Annotated in this window: 21 protein-coding genes and 1 tRNA gene; 14 read left to right on the forward strand and 8 right to left on the reverse strand. The window is 67.9% G+C overall.

What is annotated here, in order from left to right:
* Window positions 1-41: 41 nt before the first annotated feature.
* Window positions 42-1,190, reverse strand: coding sequence for an ABC transporter substrate-binding protein (locus D8S75_RS04760; RefSeq protein WP_119964815.1), 1,149 nt, complete (start codon window positions 1,188-1,190; stop codon window positions 42-44).
* A 123-nt stretch (window positions 1,191-1,313) separates the two neighbouring features.
* Here D8S75_RS04760 and D8S75_RS04765 point away from each other — a divergent pair, with 123 nt between their 5' ends.
* Window positions 1,314-2,003 carry a Crp/Fnr family transcriptional regulator gene (locus tag D8S75_RS04765; RefSeq protein WP_119964816.1) on the forward strand — a complete coding sequence of 230 codons (690 nt, stop codon included), beginning with the start codon at window positions 1,314-1,316 and terminating at the stop codon, window positions 2,001-2,003.
* Between the two features lie 21 nt (window positions 2,004-2,024).
* On the opposite strand, the gene D8S75_RS04770 is transcribed toward D8S75_RS04765, so the two are convergent.
* A complete protein-coding gene (locus D8S75_RS04770) occupies window positions 2,025-3,737 on the reverse strand; it encodes a carboxylesterase/lipase family protein (protein ID WP_198673148.1) in 1,713 nt (570 codons plus the stop codon).
* Between the two features lie 181 nt (window positions 3,738-3,918).
* Between D8S75_RS04770 and D8S75_RS04775 the strand changes: the two genes are divergently transcribed.
* The 6 genes from D8S75_RS04775 to D8S75_RS04800 all read left to right on the forward strand — a co-directional run bounded on the left by D8S75_RS04775 (window position 3,919) and on the right by D8S75_RS04800 (window position 8,592).
* A complete protein-coding gene (locus D8S75_RS04775; protein ID WP_232828906.1) occupies window positions 3,919-4,944 on the forward strand; it encodes an AraC family transcriptional regulator in 1,026 nt (341 codons plus the stop codon).
* 44 nt (window positions 4,945-4,988) lie between these two features.
* On the forward strand, window positions 4,989-6,482 hold the full coding sequence (locus tag D8S75_RS04780) for a protein adenylyltransferase SelO family protein (protein ID WP_119964817.1): 1,494 nt from the start codon (window positions 4,989-4,991) through the stop codon (window positions 6,480-6,482).
* Window positions 6,479-6,892, forward strand: coding sequence for a peptide-methionine (R)-S-oxide reductase MsrB (msrB, locus tag D8S75_RS04785; RefSeq protein ID WP_119964818.1), 414 nt, complete (start codon window positions 6,479-6,481; stop codon window positions 6,890-6,892). The genes D8S75_RS04780 and msrB overlap by 4 nt, the downstream gene beginning before the upstream one ends.
* 21 nt (window positions 6,893-6,913) lie before the next feature.
* Window positions 6,914-7,471, forward strand: coding sequence for a septation protein A (locus D8S75_RS04790; RefSeq protein WP_119964819.1), 558 nt, complete (start codon window positions 6,914-6,916; stop codon window positions 7,469-7,471).
* Entirely contained in the window at window positions 7,468-7,737 is a 270-nt protein-coding gene (locus tag D8S75_RS04795; RefSeq protein ID WP_119964820.1) for a BolA family protein, read from the forward strand. The genes D8S75_RS04790 and D8S75_RS04795 overlap by 4 nt, the downstream gene beginning before the upstream one ends.
* A 72-nt stretch (window positions 7,738-7,809) precedes the next feature.
* Entirely contained in the window at window positions 7,810-8,592 is a 783-nt protein-coding gene (locus tag D8S75_RS04800; RefSeq protein WP_119964821.1) for a peptidylprolyl isomerase, read from the forward strand.
* Between the two features lie 54 nt (window positions 8,593-8,646).
* On the opposite strand, the gene D8S75_RS04805 is transcribed toward D8S75_RS04800, so the two are convergent.
* From D8S75_RS04805 to D8S75_RS04820, 4 genes are all read right to left on the reverse strand, one after another.
* Complete coding sequence (locus D8S75_RS04805; RefSeq protein ID WP_119964822.1) at window positions 8,647-9,468, reverse strand: acetyltransferase domain-containing protein; 822 nt, start codon at window positions 9,466-9,468, stop codon at window positions 8,647-8,649.
* Window positions 9,469-9,537: 69 nt separating this feature from the next.
* Window positions 9,538-9,614: transfer RNA gene (locus D8S75_RS04810), tRNA-Pro, on the reverse strand.
* A 67-nt stretch (window positions 9,615-9,681) separates the two neighbouring features.
* On the reverse strand, window positions 9,682-9,951 hold the full coding sequence (gene infA / locus D8S75_RS04815; protein ID WP_119964823.1) for a translation initiation factor IF-1: 270 nt from the start codon (window positions 9,949-9,951) through the stop codon (window positions 9,682-9,684).
* Window positions 9,952-10,179: 228 nt separating this feature from the next.
* Window positions 10,180-11,352: an HPP family protein gene (locus tag D8S75_RS04820; RefSeq protein WP_119964824.1), complete on the reverse strand. Its 1,173-nt coding sequence runs from the start codon at window positions 11,350-11,352 to the stop codon at window positions 10,180-10,182.
* 183 nt (window positions 11,353-11,535) lie between these two features.
* Here D8S75_RS04820 and asd point away from each other — a divergent pair, with 183 nt between their 5' ends.
* Window positions 11,536-12,387 carry an archaetidylserine decarboxylase gene (gene asd, locus D8S75_RS04825; protein ID WP_119964825.1) on the forward strand — a complete coding sequence of 284 codons (852 nt, stop codon included), beginning with the start codon at window positions 11,536-11,538 and terminating at the stop codon, window positions 12,385-12,387.
* 6 nt (window positions 12,388-12,393) lie between these two features.
* Here asd and D8S75_RS04830 read toward each other — a convergent pair whose 3' ends face one another.
* Complete coding sequence (locus D8S75_RS04830) at window positions 12,394-12,573, reverse strand: hypothetical protein (RefSeq protein ID WP_232828908.1); 180 nt, start codon at window positions 12,571-12,573, stop codon at window positions 12,394-12,396.
* A 170-nt stretch (window positions 12,574-12,743) separates the two neighbouring features.
* On the opposite strand from D8S75_RS04830, the gene D8S75_RS04835 reads away from it, so the two are divergent.
* The 4 genes from D8S75_RS04835 (at window position 12,744) to D8S75_RS04850 (ending at window position 20,296) form a co-directional block, all read left to right on the forward strand.
* Entirely contained in the window at window positions 12,744-14,735 is a 1,992-nt protein-coding gene (locus D8S75_RS04835) for a peptidase U32 family protein (protein WP_119964827.1), read from the forward strand.
* Window positions 14,736-14,899: 164 nt separating this feature from the next.
* Entirely contained in the window at window positions 14,900-17,635 is a 2,736-nt protein-coding gene (locus D8S75_RS04840; RefSeq protein ID WP_119964828.1) for a cation-translocating P-type ATPase, read from the forward strand.
* A gap of 110 nt (window positions 17,636-17,745) precedes the next feature.
* Window positions 17,746-19,029: an O-acetylhomoserine aminocarboxypropyltransferase/cysteine synthase family protein gene (locus D8S75_RS04845; protein WP_119964829.1), complete on the forward strand. Its 1,284-nt coding sequence runs from the start codon at window positions 17,746-17,748 to the stop codon at window positions 19,027-19,029.
* A 220-nt stretch (window positions 19,030-19,249) separates the two neighbouring features.
* Window positions 19,250-20,296: a metal-dependent hydrolase gene (locus tag D8S75_RS04850; RefSeq protein WP_119964830.1), complete on the forward strand. Its 1,047-nt coding sequence runs from the start codon at window positions 19,250-19,252 to the stop codon at window positions 20,294-20,296.
* 150 nt (window positions 20,297-20,446) lie between these two features.
* Here D8S75_RS04850 and D8S75_RS04855 read toward each other — a convergent pair whose 3' ends face one another.
* Window positions 20,447-21,037, reverse strand: a complete 591-nt coding sequence (locus tag D8S75_RS04855) for an OmpW/AlkL family protein (RefSeq protein ID WP_119964831.1) — start codon at window positions 21,035-21,037, stop codon at window positions 20,447-20,449.
* A 266-nt stretch (window positions 21,038-21,303) separates the two neighbouring features.
* Here D8S75_RS04855 and D8S75_RS04860 point away from each other — a divergent pair, with 266 nt between their 5' ends.
* Entirely contained in the window at window positions 21,304-21,939 is a 636-nt protein-coding gene (locus D8S75_RS04860; RefSeq protein ID WP_119964832.1) for a TetR/AcrR family transcriptional regulator, read from the forward strand.
* 6 nt (window positions 21,940-21,945) lie between these two features.
* On the forward strand, window positions 21,946-23,055 hold the full coding sequence (locus tag D8S75_RS04865; RefSeq protein WP_119964833.1) for an alkene reductase: 1,110 nt from the start codon (window positions 21,946-21,948) through the stop codon (window positions 23,053-23,055).
* Window positions 23,056-23,096 lie beyond the last annotated feature (41 nt).

Below are 23,096 nucleotides of genomic sequence, written 5' to 3' on the forward strand. Positions count from 1 at the left end.
GTGTGCTCCTTTAACAATGCCTTGAACAAAACCGTTCCATCCTAGCGGGTGAACTTCTCACCCTTGCCAATGATGGTCAAATCCACAAAACGCGACCCCTGGCGCACACCCTTGCCGTAGTCCACCTCGAACCCGCCGATGTCGACATGGCGCAGGGATTCCAGCGCCTGGATGAAGCGGGTGCGCGTCAGGTCCTTGCCCGCGCGGCGCAGGCCCTCCACCAGCACCTTGGCGTTGAGGTACGCCTCCAGGCCGATGAAGGACACGTTCTTCTCGAAACCGCCTTTTTGCAGCGCCGCGCGGTATTCGCGCGCCAGCGGCATGCTCTGGCTCCAGGGGAAGGGCACCACCGAGGTCACCACCACGCCCACGCCGTCCTCGCCCAGCGCGCGCAGGGTGGCCTGGGTGCCCATGACGGACAGCGTATAGAAGCGCGCGCCCCGGCTGACCTTGCGGTAGGTCTTGATGAAGGACACCGTGGGCGCGCCGGCGGTGATCATGATGATGGCGTCGGGCTCGCTGGCGCTGAGCGTGGCCACGGCCTGCTGCGCATCGGACGAGTCGGCCTGGATGGGCGCATCGGAATGCAGCTTGAGGCCGCGCTTTTCCATGGACTTGCGCACGCCGGCCAGCCCGTCCTTGCCGAAGCCGTTGTTCACCCACAGCACCGCGATGCGCGGCACGCCCAGGGTGGTGAGGTGCTGCACCAGTTTCTCGGCCTCGTCGCCATAGCTGGCGCGGATGTTGAACACATGGTCAAGCGCGGGCGTGCGCACCAGATCGGCGCCGGTGAACGGCGAGACCAGGGGCACGGGTGGGTTCTCCTTGGCCAGCAGCGGCAGGATGGCCGCCACGTTGGCCGTGCCCGTGAGGTTGCACAGGGCGAAGACGCCGTCCTCGGCAATCATCCTGCCCACGTTCTTCACGCTGTTGTCGGGCTTGTAGCCATCGTCCAGCGTGACCATGCGGATGCGCCGGCCATGCACGCCGCCCTGGGCATTCACGGCGTCGAAATACACCTTGGTGGCGTTCACCATGTCGGGCGCCATCTCGGCCAGCGGGCCGCTCAGGTCCAGCGACTGGCCGAGCACGATTTCGCTGTCGCTCACGCCCTGGCTGGCGTGCAGCAGGCTCCAGGGCGCCAGCGCTGCCGCGCCCATCGCTCCGAGAAAGACTCTTTTGTTCAGCATCCATTGCTCCTGTTCAAGGCCAGCGCAGTGTGCGCGGCGCCACGGCGAAATCCAACAGGTGTCGTTTGCCTGACATTTGCCACGGGTTTTCCCGAGGGCCGCACGCACGGCGACAATCGGGCCATGTTTGGCACCACCTCCCCCGCAGAACGCTTCATCGCCTGCCAGCCCTGGTTCGCCGGCCTGCCCCCGGAACTGCGCGAACAGGTGCGCGACAGCCTGTATGCCACCGAAGGCGCCAAGGGGGACGTGATGCTGCCCGCCGGCACGGCCGTGGAAGGCTGGCACGCCGTGCTCTCGGGCCTGGTGATGCTGCGCAGCCCCGGCGCGACGACGCAGCGCGCCTCGGCCTTCATCGGCATCCCCGACGGCGAATGGTTTGGCGAAGGCTCGGCCATGAAGCCCGAGCCCCGCAGGTACGACGTGGTGGCGCTGCGCCCCACGCAACTCATGTGCCTGCCCCTGCACCTGTTCGCCACGCTGCGCGAGACCAGCCTGGCGTTCAACCAGTTCCTGGTGCAGCACCTGAACCTGCGGCTGGGCCAGGCCATGACCATCATCGAGGCCGGCCGCATGCGCTCGCCCGAGCACCGCGTGGCGCTGTACCTCAGCCGCCTGTTCTGGCGCAGCACGCGCCGGCTCAATCTCACGCAGGAAGAGCTGGGCCAGCTCGCCGGGCTGTCGCGCCAGACGGTCAACCGCGTGCTGCGCGCGCTGGAGGCGGACGGCATCGTGTCGCTCGATTTCGGGCGCGTGGCCATCGTGGACGACGAGGCACTGGCAGCGCACCTGGCCGCCACGGCATCGCACTGATTCACGGCAGCGGCCACCGCGCTACTCCACGCCCAGGCGCACGGCCTGCAGGTCCGCATCGAACACCAGCCTGCGCGGCCACGGCTGCCAGTCCAGGCCCACGGTGGCGTTGCCCGGGTTGCCGGTGCGCATGAAGGCGCTGACGCTGTCCATCATGGCTTTCGACAGCGCCAGGCGTCCCGGCTCATTGGCGCGGCTGTTGGTCGCGCGGGAGAACACCGAGGGGCCGAAGTTGCCGAACAGGAAAGGCAGGTCGAACGCATGCGCCGCGCCGTACACCTCGTTCCAGGGCGCGGGCTGCCGGGCCCAGTCGAACCGGTAGCTCCACACCTGGGCCTGCTGGCCGCGCAGCGTGTTCATCAGGCTGTCGCGGCTGGGGTCGAAGAACCGGCTGGCCAGCAGCCGCGTGCGCACGTCGTAGCCCGTGCCCGGCGCGTTCACCGGCAGGTAGGAGGCATCGAGGATGTCGGCCGCCACGAGCCCGACCGGGGCGTCGGGGTCGAAGCGCTGCATCATCGCGAAGCGCTGCGCATCGTTGATCTTCATGCCCGGCTTGCCGCCCAGCAATGCCAGGAACGGCGCGAACAGCTTGCCCTCTTCCGCCGTGTAGCCCGTCAGCACGGGCACCCGGTGGTAGCGTCCGGCCGCCATTTCGGCGATCGGGTCGGCAGGCACCACCACGCCATCGGGAATGGGACCTGATCCGGCGAGGCCGTTCGCCAGCACCGTCTGCAGCAGCACTTTGGCATCCTTGCCGCGCAGGTAGCCTGCTTTCTGCGCGGGCGTCCAGCCCGCCACCAGGGCCTGCGCCTGCTCCAGCGTGGGCGCCAGTTGGTCGGACAAGGCAAGGTGGGCCAGCAGTCGCGCGGCCTGGGCCGCGTACTTGGCGGCCGGGTTCAGCGTGGGGATGCTGCCCGGCGGCAGGTTGGCCGGCAGCGAGATCCCGCCACTGACCGCGATCAGTTGGTGGAACAGGCCCCGGGCCTGCGGCGCCGTCAGCAGCGCCAGGGCGTTGATGGCGCCGGCGGACTGCCCCATCAGCGTGACATTGCCCGCATCGCCGCCAAAGCGGGCGATGTTGTCCTGGATGAAGCGCAGCGCCTGGACATGGTCCAGCAGCGCATAGTTGCCGGTGGCGGGCTGCTGGCCCGCATGCAGCTCGGGCAGGTGCAGGAAGCCCAGCACGTCCAGGCGGTAGTTGGCCGTGACCACCACCGCATTGGCGCGGCGGGCCAGCGCGGCGCCGTCGTACACCGGGTCGGCGGTGTAGCCCGATATGGCGCTGCCCCCGTGCAGGAACAGCAGCACGGGCAGGCCGGCCTGGGCGTTCGCCGGGCGCCAGATGTTCAGGGTCAGACAGTCCTCGCTGCCCACGGGGGTGTTCAGCGTCTGGCCGATGGTGTCGTCGAAGCGGTTGTTCGCGCCCGGGCCATAGATGCGACCCATTTGCAGGCAGGCGCTGCCGAAACGCGTGGCGTCGCGCTCGCCGGGCCATGCCTCGGGCGCCACGGGCGGCTGCCAGCGCAGGTTGCCCACGGGGGGCTTGGCGAAGGGGATGCCTTTCCAGGCATAGGTGCCGCTGCGGGCGCTGTCGTCTTGCCCGCGCACCACGCCGTAACGGGTTTCGCGCACTTCGGGCGCGGCCTGCCGCGTGCCCATGCCCGCGCACCCCGCAACCAGCACAGCGGCAAGCACGGCAGCCATGCGGCGCCCACACCAAAGATAATCGGCCATGTTTGTCTCCTCGGGGGTTTTGTGGAATGCTCGGCCCCCTGCCGAGGGGCCGCACGCGCTGTGCATCCGGCCTCGCCGCCGATTGTGCGAACCCCGAACCCATGTGCCGCTATCGCAACAGTGCCAAAACAGTGACTTCAGAGCGCCAACCTAGTGTTCTCCCTGATACGGGAGGCCACCCATGACGCCGCGCACGAGTTCCGCCGCCTGGGTGCGCGGCGTTGCCGACATGCTGGCCGCCGAGGGCCTGCCCGCCGCGGATCTGTGCGCCGAGGCGGACATCGATCTGCAGGCGCTGCAACAGCCCCACACCCGCGTGGACGTGGACCGCGTGAGCCTGCTGTGGGAATTGGCGGTGGCCCGCCATGGCAGACCCGGCCTGGGACTGGACCGGCACCTGACCGCGCGCTACGGCAACGTCGATCTGGTGGGCTACGCGCTGGCTTCCGGCCCCGATCTGCTGACGGGCTTCCGGCACCTGGAGCGCCACATGGCCGTCATCTCGGACGCCACCACCTTCGCCCTGCAGGGCGACCCGCGCGGTTACTGGCTGGTCTTGAGCCACATCGGCGCCACGCGGCCCATTCCGCGCCAACGCGTGGAATACGCCGTGCTCACCCTGCTGACCCTGTGCAACTGGCTCACGCGCCGGGAACTGGCGCCCCTGGCCGTCGAACTCATCACGCCGCCCCCGGCGGACGAGGCGCGCTACCGCGAGGCCTTCGGCCTGCTGCCGCGTTTTGGCCAGCCCGCCAATCGCTTCCTGCTGGCCGAAGCCGACCTGCGCGCCCCCATCCCCACCCACAACCCCAGCCTGTGGGCGCTGCACGAGCGCCTGGTCGAGACCGAACTCGACCAGCTGGGCCAGACCCTCGCCAGCACCCGTGTGCGCACCGAGATCGCCCGCACCCTGCACCTGGGCGAGCCGCGCCGCGAAGACGTGGCCGCCCGCCTGCACCTGACCGACCGCACCCTGCAGCGGCGCCTGCAGGCCGAATCGGTGTGCTTCCAGCAACTGCTGGACGACACCCGACGCGAACTGGCGCGCCAGTACCTCGCCAACGAACAGCACAGCCTGGCCGATGTGTCCGATCTGCTGGGTTTTTCCGACCCGAGCAACCTGTTCCGCGCCTGCAAGCGCTGGTTCGGCATGCCGCCCGGTCAGTACCGCAGCCGCCTGCTCGCCGCCCCCTCCGCCCCGGGATAGCCCTGCGGCCCGCATGCATTGCGGTCCTGCGGGACAATGGCCCGATGAGCCCGCCCGACTTTGCCGCGCTGCCTGCCGTGGACACCGGCCTGACCTGGAACAACAGCTTCGCCGCGCTGGGTCCGGCGTTCTTCACGCGCCTGGAACCACGCCCCCTGCCCGCGCCCTGCTTCGTGGCCGCCAGCCCTGGCGCGGCGGCGCTGCTGGGGCTGGACGCCGGCTGGCTGCAGTCCGACGCGGCGCTGCGGCTGTTCAGCGGCAACGCCCTGCCCCAGGGCGGCGACCCGCTCGCCAGCGTCTACAGCGGGCACCAGTTCGGCATCTGGGCCGGCCAGTTGGGCGACGGCCGCGCCCTGCTGCTGGGCGAGGCGCAGACGCCGCAGGGCCCGCAGGAAATCCAGCTCAAGGGCAGTGGGCTCACGCCCTACTCGCGCATGGGCGACGGGCGCGCGGTGCTGCGTTCAAGCATCCGCGAATTCCTCTGCAGCGAAGCCATGCACGCCTTGGGCATTCCCACGACGCGGGCGCTGTACCTTTGCGGCTCGCCCGAGCCGGTGCGCCGCGAGGCCATCGAGACCGCCGCCGTGGTGACGCGCGTGGCGCCCAGCTTCATCCGCTTCGGCCACTTCGAGCATTTCGCGGCGCGCGGGCAGTTCGATGAACTGCGCCAGCTGGCCGACTACGTGATCGCCCGCTTCTACCCTGAGTGCCTGGACGGCGCGGGCTTCGGCGGCAACCCCTACGCTGCCTTGCTGCAGGCCGTGAGCGAGCGCACCGCCGCCCTCGTCGCGCAATGGCAGGCCGTGGGCTTCTGCCATGGCGTGCTCAACACCGACAACATGAGCATCCTGGGCCTGACCATCGACTACGGGCCGTTCCAGTTCCTCGACGCCTTCGACCCCGGCCATATCTGCAACCACAGCGACCAGCACGGCCGCTACGCCTTCGGGCAACAGCCCGGGGTGGTGTACTGGAACCTCTACCGCCTGGGCCAGGCGCTGCAGCCGCTGATCGGCGACCCGGCCATCGCCATGGCGGCGCTGGAATCGTTCAAGGCGCTGTACCCGGCCGAGTTCATCGCCCGCATGCGCGCCAAGCTGGGCCTGGCCACGGCGCACGAGGACGACGCTCCGCTGATCGATGCCATCCTGCACCTGCTGACCGACAACGCCGTGGACTACCCCATCTTCTGGCGCCGCCTGTCGCACGCCGTGGCTGGCGGCGACTTCGAGCCGGTGCGCGACCTGTTCGCCGATCGCGCCGGGCTTGACCGCTGGTTGCTAGCGTATCAAGAGCATGCAGCGCTTGATGGCAGGACGCTAGAGGCCGATTTGATGCTCAGATCAAATCCCCGCTTCGTGCTGCGCAACCACCTGGGCGAGCAGGCCATCCGCGCGGCCGAGGCAGGGAATTTTTCCGAGGTCCACACGCTCCAAGCCCTGCTGGAACATCCGTTCGACGAACACCCCGGTTTCGAGGCGCATGCCGGCTTCCCCCCGGACTGGGCCCAGAACATCTCCATCAGCTGCTCATCATGACCTTCCCCATCCAGAAAACCGAGGCCGAATGGCAGGCGCTGCTGCGCGAGAAAGGCGCCGAGCCCGGCGCCTTCCAGGTCACCCGCCACGCGGCCACCGAACGCCCCTTCACCGGCAAATACGAGGCCCACTGGGCGGACGGCAGCTACCACTGCATCTGCTGCGGCCACAAGCTGTTCGACGCGGCCGCCAAGTTCGACGCCGGCTGCGGCTGGCCCAGCTTTGCCCTGGCGGTTCCTGGGGCAATCCAGGAGATCACCGACCGCAGCCATGGCATGCTGCGCACCGAAACCGTTTGTGCACAATGCGGGGCGCACCTGGGCCATGTCTTTCCCGACGGCCCGGCCCCCACGGGCCTGCGCTACTGCATGAACTCGGCGTCGCTGGACTTCACCCCCGACGCCTCCTGACCCGGCTCACCAGGCCCCACCATGAAACTGCTGATCGACTTCTTTCCCATCATCCTGTTCTTCGCCGCCTTCAAGGTCTGGGGCATCTACGTGGCCACGGGCGTGGCCATCGCCGCCACCGTGGCACAAATCGCCTACCTGCGCCTGCGCCATGGCAAGGTCGAGCCCATGCAGTGGCTCAGCCTGGGGGTGATCGTGCTGTTCGGTGGCGCCACGCTGCTGGCCCAGAACGACACTTTCATCAAATGGAAGCCCACCGTGCTGTACTGGCTGATGGGCGGCTCGCTGCTGGTGGGCCAGTTGCTGTTCCGCAAGAACCTGCTCAAGAGCCTGATGGGCGCGCAGATGGAACTGCCCGAACCCGCCTGGCGCGCCATGAACTGGAGCTGGACCGGCTTCTTCCTGGCCATGGGCGTGCTCAACCTGTGGGTGGCCTACCGCTTCGACACCGACACCTGGGTCAACTTCAAGCTGTTCGGCGGCCTGGGGCTGATGCTGGTCTTCGTCGTGGCCCAGGCCCTGTACCTGAGCCGCTACATCAAGGACACCGACAACAACGCGAAGGACCCCCTGGCATGAACACCGAAGCCGTCACCGCGCAAGGCATGGAACTGTGCCTGCGCGAACGCCTCCAACCCACCGCGCTGGAAGTGCTCGACGAAAGCTGGCAGCACGAGGGCCACGCAGGCGCCAACGGAACCGGGTTCGGCACCCATTTCCGCGTGCGTATCGCGTCACCTTTGTTTACCGGTTTGACCCGCGTGCGCCAGCATCGCCTTGTGTATGATGCGCTGCAAGAATTTATTGACCGGGGCGCGCACGCCCTCGCCATTGAAATTCTCTGACCAGGCTCTGGCGCAAGCCTTCCGGTTTGCCGGCCGCCGGCCAGCAAATCTCCCTCTTTTTTTGGATTTCGAATGAAGAAAAAGCTCTTGTCCGGCCTCGTGGCCGCTGCCGTGGTGGGCGCAGTCGCCCTGCCCGTGTCCGCACAGAACCTTGCCATCGTCAACGGCAAGCCCGTTCCCCAGGAACGCGCCGCCGCCTTGAAGCAGCAGGTCGAGCGCTCCGGCCGTCCGATCACGCCCGAAATGGAAGGCCAGATCAAGGAAGAAGTCATCGCCCGCGAGATCTTCATGCAGGAAGCACAAAAGCGCGGCCTGGAGTCCTCCACCGACTACCGCGCCCAGATGGAACTGGCCCGCCAGACCATCCTGATCCGCGAGCTGTTCCTCGACCAGCAGAAGAAGGATCCGGTCACCGACGCCGAAATCCAGGCCGAGTACGACAAGTTCGTGGCCGCCAACAGCGGCAAGGAATACAAGGCCAGCCACATCCTGGTGGAAAAGGAAGCCGAAGCCAAGGCCATCCTGGCCGCGCTGAAGAAGGGCGGCAAGTTCGAAGAGATCGCCAAGAAGCAATCCAAGGACCCCGGCTCCGGCGCCAAGGGTGGCGACCTCGACTGGGCCGCCCCCGGCAACTACGTCTCGGAATTCACCGAAGCCCTGGTCAAGCTCGAAAAGGGCAAGGTCTCGGAGCCGGTCAAGTCCCAGTTTGGCTGGCACATCATCCGCCTGGACGACGTGCGCCAGGCCCAGCTGCCCAAGATCGACGATGTCAAGCCGCAGATCTCGCAGCAGCTGCAGCAGATGAAGGTCACGAAGTTCCAGGACGAACTGCGTGCCAAGGCCAAGGTCGAGTAAACCCCGATCGATCGGTCCTCTCCCATGAAAAAACGCGGCCTCGGCCGCGTTTTTTCATGGCCGGGCGCCCCCCCCGCTCCACCAGCCCACGGCCAGGAGCAGCCCGATGAGCACCGGCTGGTGCAGCATGTAATAGCTCAGGCTCCAGCGGCCCAGCACCGCGAGGCCCCGCAGCCCCGACGGCAGTGAAATGCGCAGCCACTGCGGGTGGCGATCCAGGAGCCATCGCCCACCGGCCATGCCCCACCACATCACCCCCAACCAAGGCAGTATTGGTACGTAGTCCTCGGTGAACGGCTTGCGCGACACGAGTCCCAGCCAGTTCAGAGCCCAGCCATTGAAATGCGGCGCCAGTTCCGCCATCGGCCCGGTCAACGCCCACTGAGCGACCCAGGGCAGACACAGCGCCACCGCGCCAGCCGGCCACAGCCAGCGCCCCCAACCCGCGCTGACCCGCGTCAACAGCAGCATCAACGCCATGCCATGCAGCACGCCAAAGTAGATGAAGCTGCGCGGGAACATGAGGTACGAACCCGCGCTCACCAGCAGCGCGCATGCCGCGATTTGCACCCAGCGCCGGCCAAAGCGCGCCCACCCCAGCCCCTGGTCGATGGCCAGCGCCTGCCCGAGGCCGGCGCAGAACAAGAACATGCTGACGATGGCGGTGCGCTGGACAGTCCAGAAAGGGTCGCCCCGGAAATCCTGCGGCCAGTAGCCGAAATGGCTCAGGTCGAAGCAAAAGTGAAAGACCGTCATCCACACCATGGCACTGCCGCGCAGGGCGTCCACGGTGCCAAAACGGGCGAGGGCCGAAGCCTCGGGGGGGGCGGAAGGTTTGGACGTCACGAAGCGGGCGTGGAATGGCGAAGGCGCCATGATGCCAGCGTGCAAGCCTCGGGCAAGAAAAAAGCCCGGAACCTTGCGGTACCGGGCTGATGTTCTTTGTGGTCGGAGCGGCGGGATTCGAACTCGCGACCCTCTGCTCCCAAAGCAGATGCGCTACCAGGCTGCGCTACGCTCCGACAGCTAGCATTCTAACCCGATAACCCTCACCCATTGGGCGAGGCGACCGAATATTTACCAGCCTGCTCAGCGCGCGGGCGTCGAGCCACCGCTACCGCCAGGGCCCGGGCCACGGCCGGCCAGGTGGCGGAAGGTGATGCGGCCCTTGGTCAGGTCGTAGGGCGAGAGCTCCAGCGACACCTTGTCGCCGGCCAGGATGCGGATGTGGTGCTTGCGCATCTTGCCGCCGGTGTAGGCGATCAGCTGGTGACCGTTGTCCAGCGTGACGCGGAAGCGCGAGTCGGGCAGCACTTCGGTCACGCTGCCCTGCATTTCAATCAGTTCTTCTTTGGCCATGTTCAATCTCTAAAAAACAATTCAATCCGTGTACGGCGCCTGCGAAATCGGGTGTGCCCACAGGTGCAAACGCCTGTCCGGTGGAGCAGGCGCAGTGTGCTTTGCGTGCTGTGGGGTTCGCTGCACCCGGGGCGCAGTTCAGGAAGAAGGCCGGGAGAGACGGCTTCAATGGACAGGCAAGGCGCTGTGCATGAGCCTGCCGATTGTACCGCGCCGTGGCCGTTTTGACTACGGCGCGATGCCGTCGGCCTCTGGCATGGGCAGCGCCGTGGCCAGGGCACGCACCAGGTCCGACTGCGTGATGACGCCAACCAGCCGCGACTGCGTATCGACGATGGGAATATGGTGGTGCCCGCCGCGCGAGAAAAGAGGCACCAGGTCCATCACATGCAGCCGTGCATCCGCCACCTGCGCCTGCGGGCTCATGATCTCCTCCACCCGAGAAGGCTGGCCCAAGCGCCCACGGATCAGGGTGCGCAAGCGCTGGCCCAGGCCTTCGTGCGTATCAAGACTGGCGAGCCGCATGAAATCCGCCACCGTGACGATGCCCAGCACCCTGCCCTGCGCATCCACCACCGGCAGCGCCTTGATCTGCTCGCTCCGCATCATGGCCCAGGCGTCTTTCAGCGCCACGCCCGGCTCCACGGCCATGGGTGGCCGGGACATGATGTCGGCGCAGCGCAGCTCGCCCAGCGTGCGCTGGAAGGCGGCCCGCCCCGCCATGTGCAGCAATCCCGCCAGATCGGCGCGGCTGATGTCCAGCACCTGGTTGTAATGCGCCAGCGCCGCGTCGAGGTCCGCTGTGGTGAACTGGCCGGCCCCCGCCGCCCGGTCATCACGCTGCGGACGCTGGGGATGCGGATAGCTGCGCCCGGTGGCGTTGTTGTACGCAATGCCCACCAGCAGCAGCACTAGCACATTGAACAGCACTGGAAACAGCAGCAGGTGCGCATCCTCCCCGGGGTTGAGCACCACGAACAGCGCCATCGCCGCGCCCGGCGGATGCAGGCAGCGCAGCGGCACCATCACCAGCACGGCGGCCGAAACGGCCAGCGCCGCAGCCACGGCGGGCTCGGGCACCAGGGCGGCACAGGCCAGCCCCACCAGCACCGACAAGGTGTTGCCCCCCAGCACCGGCCAGGGCTGTGCCAACGGGCTGGAGGGCATGGCAAACACCAGCACGGCGCTGGCGCCCAGCGAGGCCACCATCCAGTGCCCGCCGGGAGGCGCATGGTTCCACCAGCGCGCCAGCAGGGCCGCGAGCAAGACGCCCATCGCCGCGCCCAGCGCCACGCGCAGGCGTTCGCGCCCACTGATACCCACGGGAGCGGGCCAGAAATTGCGCAGCCAGGCACCACGCACGGCGCGCGTCGGTTCGGATTCAGGAGAGGGGATAGGCATTCAACAATATCCGGACCTGCCGGGCAAAACACATGCACCCAGGCAGCGCGTGGCGCGGGGGAATGCAGGGGCCGCATTGTGCCTGTGCACGCCATGGCCCGCGGCTGCACGCCGATTGACCCTGGCACACAAAGGCCAAGGCGCCGATAGAATGGCGCGCTTCCCCCACTCCCCCTTCCCACCGTGTCCGACCGCCTTGCCGTCCTGCCGCAGTACCTGATGCCCAAACGCGCCCTCACCGTCGCCGCGGGCCGCATCGCCTCGGCACGCGCCGGCGCCTTCACCACGGCGCTCATCCGCCGCTTCGTGGCACGCTATGGCGTGGACATGTCCGAGGCCGCCAACCCGGACCCGGCCAGCTACGCCAGCTTCAACGACTTCTTCACACGGCCGCTCAAGCCCGGTGCCCGCCCACTGGCCGCCGCCGACCTGGTCTGCCCGGTCGATGGCGCCATCAGCCAGTTCGGCCCGGTGCAGGGCGACCAGGTCTTCCAGGCCAAGGGCCACCACTACAGCACCACGGCACTGGTCGGTGGCGACGCGCAACTGGCCGCGGAATTCGAAGGCGGCCATTTCGCCACGCTCTATCTGAGCCCGCGCGACTACCACCGCATCCACATGCCCTGCGAGGGCCGGCTGCGCCGCATGGTGCATGTGCCCGGCGATCTGTTCTCGGTCAACCCGACCACCGCGCGCGGCGTGCCCGGCCTGTTCGCGCGCAACGAGCGCGTGGTCTGTGTGTTCGACGGCGCCCATGGCCCCTTCGTGCTGGTGCTGGTGGGCGCCACCATCGTGGGCAGCATGGCCACGGTGTGGCACGGCCTCGTGAACCCGCCACGCCCTGGTACCGTGCGCCAGTGGGACTATGCGGATCAGTCCATCGTGCTGAAACAGGGCGACGAGATGGGCCGCTTCCTGCTCGGCTCGACCGTCGTCATGCTGTTCCCGCGCGGGCCCTTGCAGTTCAACCCTGCCTGGGGCCCCGCCCGCCCGATCCGCATGGGCGAGGCCATGGCCCAACTGGGCACCCTCTGACGCGGGCTACCGTGTCACGCGCCTCAGCGTGAACACGGCGGGCTCCACCGTCAACACATCGGCGTTGACAGGGGCTTCATAGCCCACCAGATGCACCAGCAGCACGCTGCGGCGGATGATGATGTGGCTGACGGTTTCCCGGTTGGCCCCGAAACGCACCACGGTGCCGGGCTTGAAGATAGGCATGCGAAAACAAGCTGCGCTGTGCATGGTCTGCAGTCTGCGTACGATGTCTGAAGGGTGAACTCAATGCCGCCTGCCAGGGTGGCAGACGCTATCGTAATCATAGCAATATGTCTCCCTGCTTGCCGGGAGCAGCCCTACGCGTTTTGGTGCTTCCCCAGATAATCACACCCATGTCACTGTTGCCCCACCAGATCGAGTTGCTTTCCCCCGCGCGCGATGCCGACATCGGCATCGAGGCCGTCAACCACGGCGCCGACGCCGTCTACATCGGCGGCCCGGCCTTTGGCGCGCGCGCCGGGGCGGGCAACGACATCCGCGCGCTGGAGCGCCTGATCACCCACGCCCACCGCTTCCACAGCCGGGTGTTCATCACGCTCAACACCATCCTGCGCGACGACGAGCTGGAAGGTGCGCGCCAGATGGCCTGGCAGGTCTACAACGCCGGGGCCGACGCGCTCATCATCCAGGACATGGGCCTGCTGGAACTGGACCTGCCGCCCATCCAGCTGCACGCCAGCACCCAGACCGACATCCGCACGCCCGAGAAGGCGCGCTTCCTGCAGGACTGCGGCCTGTCGCAGATCGTGCTGGCGCGCGAACTCACCGTGCAGCAGATCGCCGCCGTGCGCGCCGCCACCGACCCGCAGCGCTGCGCCATCGAGTTCTTCATCCACGGCGCACTGTGCGTGGCCTACAGCGGCCAGTGCTACATCAGCCATGCCCAAACCGGCCGCAGCGCCAACCGGGGCGACTGCAGCCAGGCCTGCCGCCTGCCCTACCAGGTGACCGACGGCCAGGGCCGCATCGTTGCGCACGACAAGCATGTGCTCTCGATGAAGGACAACAACCAGAGCGACAACCTGCGCGCACTGATCGACGCCGGCGTGCGCAGCTTCAAGATCGAGGGCCGCTACAAGGACATGGGCTACGTGAAGAACATCACCGCCCACTACCGCAAGCTGCTCGACGAAATCCTGGACGAGCGCGAGGCCTCGGGCGACCCGCTGGCGCGCGCGTCCAGCGGCCACACCACCTTCACCTTCACGCCCGACCCGCTGCAGAACTTCAACCGCGAGTTCACCGACTACTTCGTCAACGGCCGCAAGGAGGACATCGGCGCCTTTGACACGCCCAAGAACCCGGGCCAGGCCATCGGCTGGGTGACCAAGCTCGGGCCCAATTTCGTCGAGCTGGAAGTGAGCGACCCGGCCACCGTGCTGCACAACGGCGACGGCCTGTGCTACTACGACCTGCAGAAAGAGCTGGTGGGCCTGCAGATCAACCGCGCCGAACCCGTGTCGCCGCGCGGCGGCCGGCAATGGCGCGTGTTCCCCAAAGACCCGATGGAGGGCTTCAAGGACCTGCGCAAGGGCACCGAGGTCAACCGCAACCGCGACATGGACTGGGTGCGCACGCTGGAGAAGAAGTCCAGCGACCGGCGCATAGCCCTGTGGGCGCAGTTTGCCGAAACGGCCAACGGCTTCGCCCTCACGCTGACCGACGAGGACGGCTTCACCGGCACGGCCCAGGCCGCCCTGCCCCACGAGGCGGCGCAGGACGCCACCAAGGCAGAGGCCAGCCTGCGCGAGCAGCTCGGGCGCTTTGGCGCCAGCATCTTTGCCGTGCACGACATCACGCTGCAACTCTCGCGGCCCTGGTTCGTGCCCGCCTCCAGCCTCAACGCGCTGCGCCGCGACGCCCTCGCCGCGCTGGAGACCGCACGCGCTGCCGGTTTCGAGCGCCTGCCGCGCGCCACGCCCGTCGAGCCGCCCGTGCCCTACCCCGAGGACACGCTCTCCTACCTCGCCAACGTGTTCAACCACAAGGCGCGCGACTTCTACGCCCGCCACGGCGTGAAGGTGATCGACGCTGCCTACGAGAGCCACGAGGAGGAAGGCGAGGTCAGCCTGATGATCACCAAGCACTGCGTGCGCTACTCCATGAGCCTGTGCCCCAAGCAGGCCAAGGGCGTCACGGGCGTGCAGGGCACGATCCGGGCCGAGCCGCTGCAGCTCATCAACGGCAAGGAAAAACTCACGCTGCGCTTCGACTGCAAGCCCTGCGAGATGCACGTGGTGGGCAAGATCAAGCGCCAGGTGCTGAACCAGGCCCAGGAACAGCCGCTGACCTTCTACCGCGCCCGGCCCCCGGCAGCGCACTGATTTCCGTTTTTCAAGCAAAAAACGCATCAAGAGCGCACCCAAATTACGCCAATAGCTATTGAATAGATAGCACAAAAACACCTTCATCCTGGCCCGACGGCATGGCGCCGGGCCGTACACTGGGGCAGTCACACTCCGCAACAACTGTTGGCAGACTGCTCCGCATGGCGACCGAAACACCTCCGACCACCGCCGTCCTCGATGCCCACCTGCGCGACGCGCAGGAGCTGGCGCAGGCCCATGGCGTCGATCCCGGCACCGGCCTGCATGCCGACGAAGCCACGCGCCGCGCCGCCCGGCACGGTGCCAACGAGCTACAGGACCATGCCCGCAGGGGCCCGCTGGCGCTGTTGGCCGAACAGTTCAAGGACTTCATGGTGCTGGTGCTGCTGGGCGCTGCCGTGGTCTCCGGCCTGGTCGGCGACCTGACGGACACGCTGGTCATCCTCGTCATCGTGGTGCTCAACGCGCTCATCGGCTTCACCCAGGCCTGGCGGGCCGACCAGGCCCTGGCCGCGCTGCGCCAGCTCGCTGCGGCGCACGCCACCGTGCTGCGCGGCGGCGAGGTGCAGGTGGTGCCCGCCGGCACGCTGGTGCCCGGCGACATCGTGCTGCTGGAGGCCGGCAACCAGATCCCGGCCGACCTGCGCCTGATCGAGATCGCCCAACTGCAGGTGGATGAATCGGCGCTCACGGGTGAATCGGTCACCGTCGCCAAGCAGACCGGCACCCTGGCCGCGCAGGACGCCAGCGCCCTGGGCGACCGCGTGAACATGGCCTTCAAGGGCACCACGGCCACCCACGGCCGCGCGCGCGGCCTGGTGGTGGCCATCGGCATGCACACCGAACTGGGCAAAGTGGCCCGCCTGCTGGGCGGCGAGGACCGCAGCACGCCGCTGCAGCGGCGCCTGGCGGCCTTCGGCAAGCGGCTGGCGCTGGCAGTGCTGGGCATCTGCGCCGTCGTCTTCGTGGTGGGCGTGCTGCGCGGCGAGAGCCCGCTGCTCATGGCGCTGACCGCCATCAGCCTGGCCGTGGCCGCCATCCCCGAGGCCATGCCCGCCGTGGTCACGGTGCTGCTGGCCCTGGGCGCGCGCCGCATGGTGGCCGTCAACGCGCTGGTGCGCCGCCTGCCCTCGGTGGAAACGCTGGGCTCGGTCACCACCATCTGCTCCGACAAGACCGGCACGCTCACGCAGAACCGCATGCACGCCGAGCTGCTGCTGGCGCGCGGCGTGCGCTGGACGCCCGGCGACGCCTTGCCCGGCGCCGTGCACCGCGAGGCGCTGCGCGCCGCCGCGCTGTGCAACGACGCCACGCGCCACTCCCATGCCGATGGCGACGACATGGAGGCAACCGCCACCCCCACCACCCTCGCCGACTGGCAGGGCGACCCCACCGAAACCGCCCTGGCGCTGGCGGCCCGCGCCGGCGGCCTGGACAAGGCGGCGCTCGACGCAGAGAACCCGCGCGTGCAAGAGCAGCCGTTCGACTCCGACCGCAAGCGCATGACCACCTTCCACCGCGTCGCGGGCGGCTTCGTGGCCTACACCAAGGGCGCGCCCGAATCGGTGCTGCCGCGCTGCACCGCGCAGTGGACCCCGGAGGGCCGCGCCCCGCTCGACAACGCCGCCTTGCTGGCCCAGGCCGGCCAGCTCGCCGCGCAGGGCCTGCGCGTGCTGGCCCTGGCGCGGCGCGGCCATGCCCGCCTGCCCGACACCAATGCCCTGGACGCGGTGGAGAGCGAACTCGAACTGCTGGGCCTGATCGCCCTCATCGACCCGCCCCGCCCCGAGGCCCAGGCCGCCGTGCGCGACTGCATCAGCGCCGGGGTCTCCCCGGTGATGATCACCGGCGACCACCCGGCCACGGCGCGCGCCATCGCGCACCGCCTGGGCATCGTGGACACATCGGACGCCCCCGTGCTCACCGGCGCCGACCTGGCCCGGCTCGACGCGGCCTCGCTGCAGCAGCGGGTGGAGCAGGTGCGGATCTACGCGCGCGTCGATCCGGCGCAGAAGATCCGCATCGTCGAGTCGCTGCAGGCGCGCGGCCACTTCGTGGCCATGACGGGCGACGGCGTGAACGACGCCCCCGCGCTCAAACGCGCCGACATCGGCGTGGCCATGGGCCGGGGCGGCACCGACGTGGCGCGCGAGGCCAGCAGCCTGGTGCTGCTGGACGACAACTTCGCCACCATCGTCGCGGCGGTGAAGGAAGGGCGCCGCATCTACGACAACATCCGCAAGTTCGTGCGCTACACCATGACCAGCAACTCGGGCGAGATCTGGACCATCTTCCTCGCGCCCCTGCTGCTGCTGCCGATTCCGCTGCTGCCCATCCACATCCTGTGGGTCAACCTCGTCACCGACGGCCTGCCCGGCCTGGCGCTGGCGGCCGAACCGGCCGAGCGCGGCATCATGCGGCGCCCGCCGCGCGCGCCCACCGAAAGCATGTTCGCGGGCGGCATGTGGCAGCACATCCTGGGCATCGGCCTGCTCATCGGCGGGCTGTGCCTGGCGGTGCAGGCCTGGGCCCTGTCCACCGGCAACGCGCACTGGCAGACCATGGTGTTCACCGTGCTCACCCTGGCCCAGATGGCGCATGTGCTGGCCATCCGTTCCGAGAGCGAACCGCTCTGGCGCCTGGGCCTGGGCAGCAACCGGCCGCTGCTGGGCGCCGTGCTGCTGACCTTCCTGCTGCAGATGGCCACCATCTACGTGCCCGCGCTCAACCCCATCTTCAAGACCGAGCCGCTGGGCCTGGCCGACCTGGCCGTCTGCCTGGGGGCCGCGCTGATGGTGTACGTGGCGGTCGAGCTGGAGAAGGCCTGGCGCCGCCAGCGCCTGCCCGCGGCCGCCGCCATGGACGAGCCGGCACCGCCCGCGCGGCATGGCGCATAAACACATGACAAACGATTAGAAACCGCCACGCACCGCACCGGGCACAATGCGTGCGGGCCCGCGCCGTGCGGGCTCCTGGCGCACATCAATCGAGAGAGGGACATCCATCCATGCAATTCGAAACCCTGGCCGTCCATGGCGGCTACACGCCCGAACCCACCACGCACGCGGTCGCCGTGCCGCTGTACCAGACGGTGGCCTATTCGTTCGACAGCGCCCAGCACGGCGCCGACCTGTTCGACCTGAAGGTGCCGGGCAACATCTACACGCGCATCATGAACCCGACCACCGACGTGCTGGAAAAGCGCGTCGCGGCCCTGGAGGGCGGCATCGGCGCGCTGGCCATGGCCTCGGGCATGGCGGCCATCACGGCGGCCATCCAGACCATCGCCGAAACCGGTGACAACATCATCTCGGCCAGCACGCTGTACGGCGGCACCTACAACCTGTTCGCCCACACCTTCCCGCAGCAGGGCATCGAAGTGCGCTTTGCCGACCCGGCCGACCCGGCCAGCTTTGCCAAGCTGATCGACGCGCGCACTAAGGCCGTGTACTGCGAGTCCATCGGCAACCCGCTGGGCAACGTGACCGACATCGCCGCGCTGGCCAAGGTGGCGCACGACCATGGCGTGCCGCTGATCGTGGACAACACCGTGCCCAGCCCCTACCTGTGCCGACCCATCGAACACGGCGCCGACATCGTGGTGCACGCGCTCACCAAGTACATGAACGGCCACGGCAACAGCATCGGCGGCATCATCGTGGACAGCGGCAAGTTCCCCTGGGCCCAACACAAGGAACGCTTCAAGCGTCTGAACGAGCCCGACGTGAGCTACCACGGCGTGGTCTACACCGAGGCCCTGGGCCCGGCGGCCTACATCGCCCGCGCGCGCGTCGTGCCGCTGCGCAACATGGGCGCAGCGCTCTCGCCGTTCAACGCCTGGCTCACGCTGCAGGGCATCGAGACCCTGCCGCTGCGCATGGACCGCATCTGCGACAACACCCTGGCGCTGGCCCAGTACCTGCAGGCCCACCCCAAGGTGGAATGGGTGCGCTATGCCGGCCTGCCCGGTCATGCCGACCACGCCGTGGTGCAACGCCAGATGGGTGGCCGTGCCTCGGGCATCCTGAGTTTCGGCCTCAAGAGCAGCGACGCCGACCCGCGCGCCGCAGGGGCGCGCTTCCTCGACGCGCTGCAACTGTTCACGCGCCTGGTGAACATCGGCGATGCCAAGTCGCTGGCCACGCACCCGGCATCGACCACGCACCGCCAGCTCAACCCCGCCGAGCTGGCCAAGGCCGGCGTGAGCGAGAACATGGTGCGCCTGTCGGTGGGCATCGAGCACCTGAAGGACCTGCAAGCCGACCTGGCCCAGGCGCTGGACAAGGTCTGAGCCTTGCCCTGCCACCCGGGCCTGCGCAGGCCCGGGTGATTTTGGGTATCTTTGGCCTCTAGCGCCCATCCATAAAGCGCTATTAGCTATTATTTTGATAGCTTTTTCGTTGATACACCCCGGCGCTGGGGCGTATCCATAAGCCCCAGGCCGTTCAAGGTTGGGGCAGCGCTGCAAGAATGCGGCGCACCACCCGCGCCCATTCTCCTGCCGACACCCCATGGACTCCATCAGCCAGGCTGCCCTGGGCAGCGCCGTCGTTCTTGCCACCCTGGGGCGGCGCACGGCCGCCTGGAAGGCCGCGCTGTGGGGCGCGGCGGCGGGAACGCTGCCGGACCTGGACGCCTTCATCGACCATGGCGAACCATTGCTCAACATGGTGCGCCACCGGGCCGAGAGCCATTCCCTCTTTTTCCTGGCGCTGGCCAGCGCGCCGCTGGGCTGGCTGGTGGCCCGCCTGCAGGGCGAGCGGCAACTGTGGCACCGCTGGTGGCTGGCGCTGGCCCTGGCGCTGCTCACGCACCCCTTGCTGGATGTGCTGACCATCTACGGCACGCAGTTGCTGCAACCGTTCACGGACCACCCCTACGGCGTGGGCAGCATGTTCATCATCGACCCGCTCTACACCCTGCCCCTGCTGGTGGGTGTGGTGGCGGCGCTGCGCCACCCGCAGGGCCTGCGCTGGAACCAGGCCGGGTTGGTGCTGAGCACGGCCTACCTGGGCTGGAGCCTGCTGGCGCAGCAGCATGTGCGCGGCGTGTTCGAAGAGGCCCTGCGCGCCCAGGGGCTGCCCGCCAGCCAGGTGCTGGTCACGCCCGCCCCTTTTTCCACCGTGCTGTGGCGCGCCGTGGCCATGGGGCCAGAGCACTACCACGAGGCCTATTACTCGCTGCTCGACGGCGGCGCCCCAGTGCAATGGACGCAGCACCCCCGTGGCAGCGCCCTGCGCGCCGCCCACGCGGCCCACCCGCATGTGCAGCGGCTGGAACGCTTCAGCCATGGCTTCATGCGTGTGCAGGCCAGCCCTGAGGGGCGGCTGCAGATCACCGATCTGCGCATGGGGCTGGAGCCCTGCTACAGCTTCCACTTCGATGTGGGGTCGGCCATCCCCGCCGAGGGCGCGGCAGCGGTGGCAGGCGATCTGCCCACGCAGCAATGGCAGCGCCCCGACCTGCGCACGGGCCTGGCCTGGTGGTGGCAGCGCCTTTCTGATCCGTCTGCGGGGCCCCTGTCGCGCGTGCCCGGCGTGTCGTCCTGCGGGCGCTGAGCACGGCAAGGCAGTGCCTGCCCCACCGAAGCCGTGGCGCGTACCTTTCCCCTTTTCACCCCCCTCAAAAAAAAAAGACCGGCGCACGCGGCGCCGGCCATCAAGTACCTTGGAGAGGATGAAAAACGCTGCGGAGCGCAGCGCGGGCGCTCAGAAGCGCCAGCCCAGGCCCACGCCCACGAGCACGGGGTCGGCCTTGAAGGTGCCGAGCTTGGCACCGCCGGCGCTCACGTCGGTCTTGATGAAGACCTTTTTGACGTCGAAGTTCAGGTACAGGTTCTTCTGCAGCGGAATGTCCACGCCGATCTGCAGCGCGGCGCCGAAGCTGTTGCGGTCGATGTCCACGCCGGCGGGCAGCTTCACGCTGGAGAAGCGCGTGTAGTTCAGGCCCGCGCCCACGTAGGGCTTGATGCCGGACGTGTTGAAGTGGTACTGCACCAGCAGCGTGGGCGGCAGGTGCTTGAGCGAGCCGATGGCCGCGCCGCCGGCGCTCAGCGTGTGCTTCTGCGGCACGGTGAGGATCAGCTCGGCCGCGACGTTGGGGGTGAAGAAGTACGACACATCCACTTCGGGGATGGTCTTGTTGTTGATCGTCAGACCCAAGGGGGTGCTGTCCTTGTTGGCGCTGTCCAGGTGCACGGCGCGGGCACGGACCATCCAGGGACCTTCCGACTGCTGCGCCAGCGCAGCACCAGAAGTCAGAGCACAGAGAACGGCCACAGCCAGCAAGTTCTTTTTCATGGTGATTTCAATCCGGTTTTTCACGGGGACGACCCCCGTGAAAACCATTAGGCCTACTTTGAGTATGGTTTTTCTTGCTTTGCATCAACCGCCAGAAATAACCCTACTCAAAACAGTTGATTAACATCAACCACACTTATTTTATGGGTATTTTCAGGAGCAGCCAGGGCCGTACAGCCCTGTGTTCAAGCCCTCTTTTCCGTCCTGCTTGAATGTCTTTCTTTTGTCGTCTTGAAATTTAAGACGACTGGTCATATTATTTAGCCATGCCTCGCACCGCCGACAAAACCGACATCCCCCACCGCCTGACCCAGGCCGGCCGCGACCTGTTCTCGCGCCAGGGCTACAACGCCACGGGAATCCAGCAGATCACCGACCACGCGGGCGTGCCCAAGGGCTCGTTCTACAACCACTTCGAGAGCAAGGAAGTGTTTGCCGTGGCGATCATCGAGCAGTACGCCGAGCACCTGCAGCACTCCTGGGAGGCCATGATGGCCGCCGCGCCCGCGCAGCCCATGGCCGCCATCCGCTACGTCTTCGATCAGATGATTGCGTACCACGAGCGCAAGGAACTGCAGGCCGGCTGCCTGGTGGGCAACTTTGCCGCCGAGATGGCCCTGGCCAGCGACGCCTGCCGCCAGGGCCTGCTGCAGGCGCAACTGGCCTGGCGCGAGCGCCTGGCCGGCATGATCGAACGCGCCCAGGCCGCCGGCGAGGTCCGCGCCGACCTGCCCGCCCCCGTGCTCTCGGCCCTGGCCTGGGACACCTGGGAAGGCGCCCTGCTGCGCATGAAGCTCGAAAAAACCACCGCACCGCTGCAAACCAGCATGGCCCTGGTGCTCAACCACCTTTTCCAACCCGCCGACCGTTCGGCAGGCCTCACAGCCACCACCAAGGAGTAAGCCCCCATGGGTACGCAAAACGAAGCCTTCATCACCGACATCCTCTTCCAGCCGATCAAGCTGGGCAAGATCGAGCTCGCCAACCGCATGGCCATGGCCCCGCTCACGCGCAGCCGCGCCAACGACGCGCTGGAGCCCACCGACATGGTGGTCGAGTACTACCGCCAGCGCGCTGGCGTGGGCCTGATCATTGCCGAGGCCACGCAGATCTCCGACACCGCCCAGGGCTACACCAACACCCCCGGCATTTACACGCCCGGGCAGATCGCCGCCTGGAAGCAGGTGACCGACGCCGTGCACGCCAAGGGCGGCAAGATCTTCGTGCAGCTCTGGCACACCGGCCGCATGTCGCACAACGCCTTCCAGCCGAACCAGCAGGCGCCCGTGGCACCCTCGGCCATCGCCCCCAAGGCCAAGACCTACATCGTGGGCCAAGGCTATGTGGACTGCGCCGTGCCGCGCGCGCTGGAAACGGCCGAGATCGCGGGTGTGGTGAACGACTTCCGCCAGGCTGCCGCCAACGCGATTGCAGCGGGTTTTGACGGCGTGGAAATCCACGGCGCCCACGGCTACCTGATCGACGCTTTCCTGCGCGACGGCTCCAACCACCGCACCGACGCCTACGGCGGCAGCATCGAGAACCGTGCCCGCTTCCTGCTCGAAGTGATGGCCGCCGTGACGCAAGAGATCGGCGCCGACCGCGTGGGCATCCGCCTCTCGCCGGTTTCGCCCGTGAACGACTCGTCGGAAAGCAACCCGCAGCCGCTGTTCGAGCACGTGGTGCGCGAGCTGGAGAAGCTCCACCCGGTCTACATCCACGTCGTCGAAGGCCACACCGGCGGCCCGCGCGACAACGCACCGTTTGACTACGAGGCCCTGCGCCGCCTGTATTCGGGCGTGTGGATGGTCAACAACGGCTACACCAAGGAAATGGCCATCGAGGCCCTGAGCAGCGGCCGCGCCGACATGGTGTCGTTTGGCCGCCCGATGATCAGCACGCCCGACCTGCCGCGCCGCTTCCGCGACAACCTGCCGCTGAACGAGCCCTTCGCCGACGCACCCGTGTACGGTGGCACCGGCCCGCACGGCTATACGGACTACCCCGCCCTGCCTTGATGGGACAACCCCCTGTGGCGCTACGCGCCTTCCCCCTTCTC

The sequence above is a fragment of the Simplicispira lacusdiani genome (genome assembly GCF_003604195.1).
GTDB lineage: Bacteria > Pseudomonadota > Gammaproteobacteria > Burkholderiales > Burkholderiaceae_C > Simplicispira > Simplicispira lacusdiani.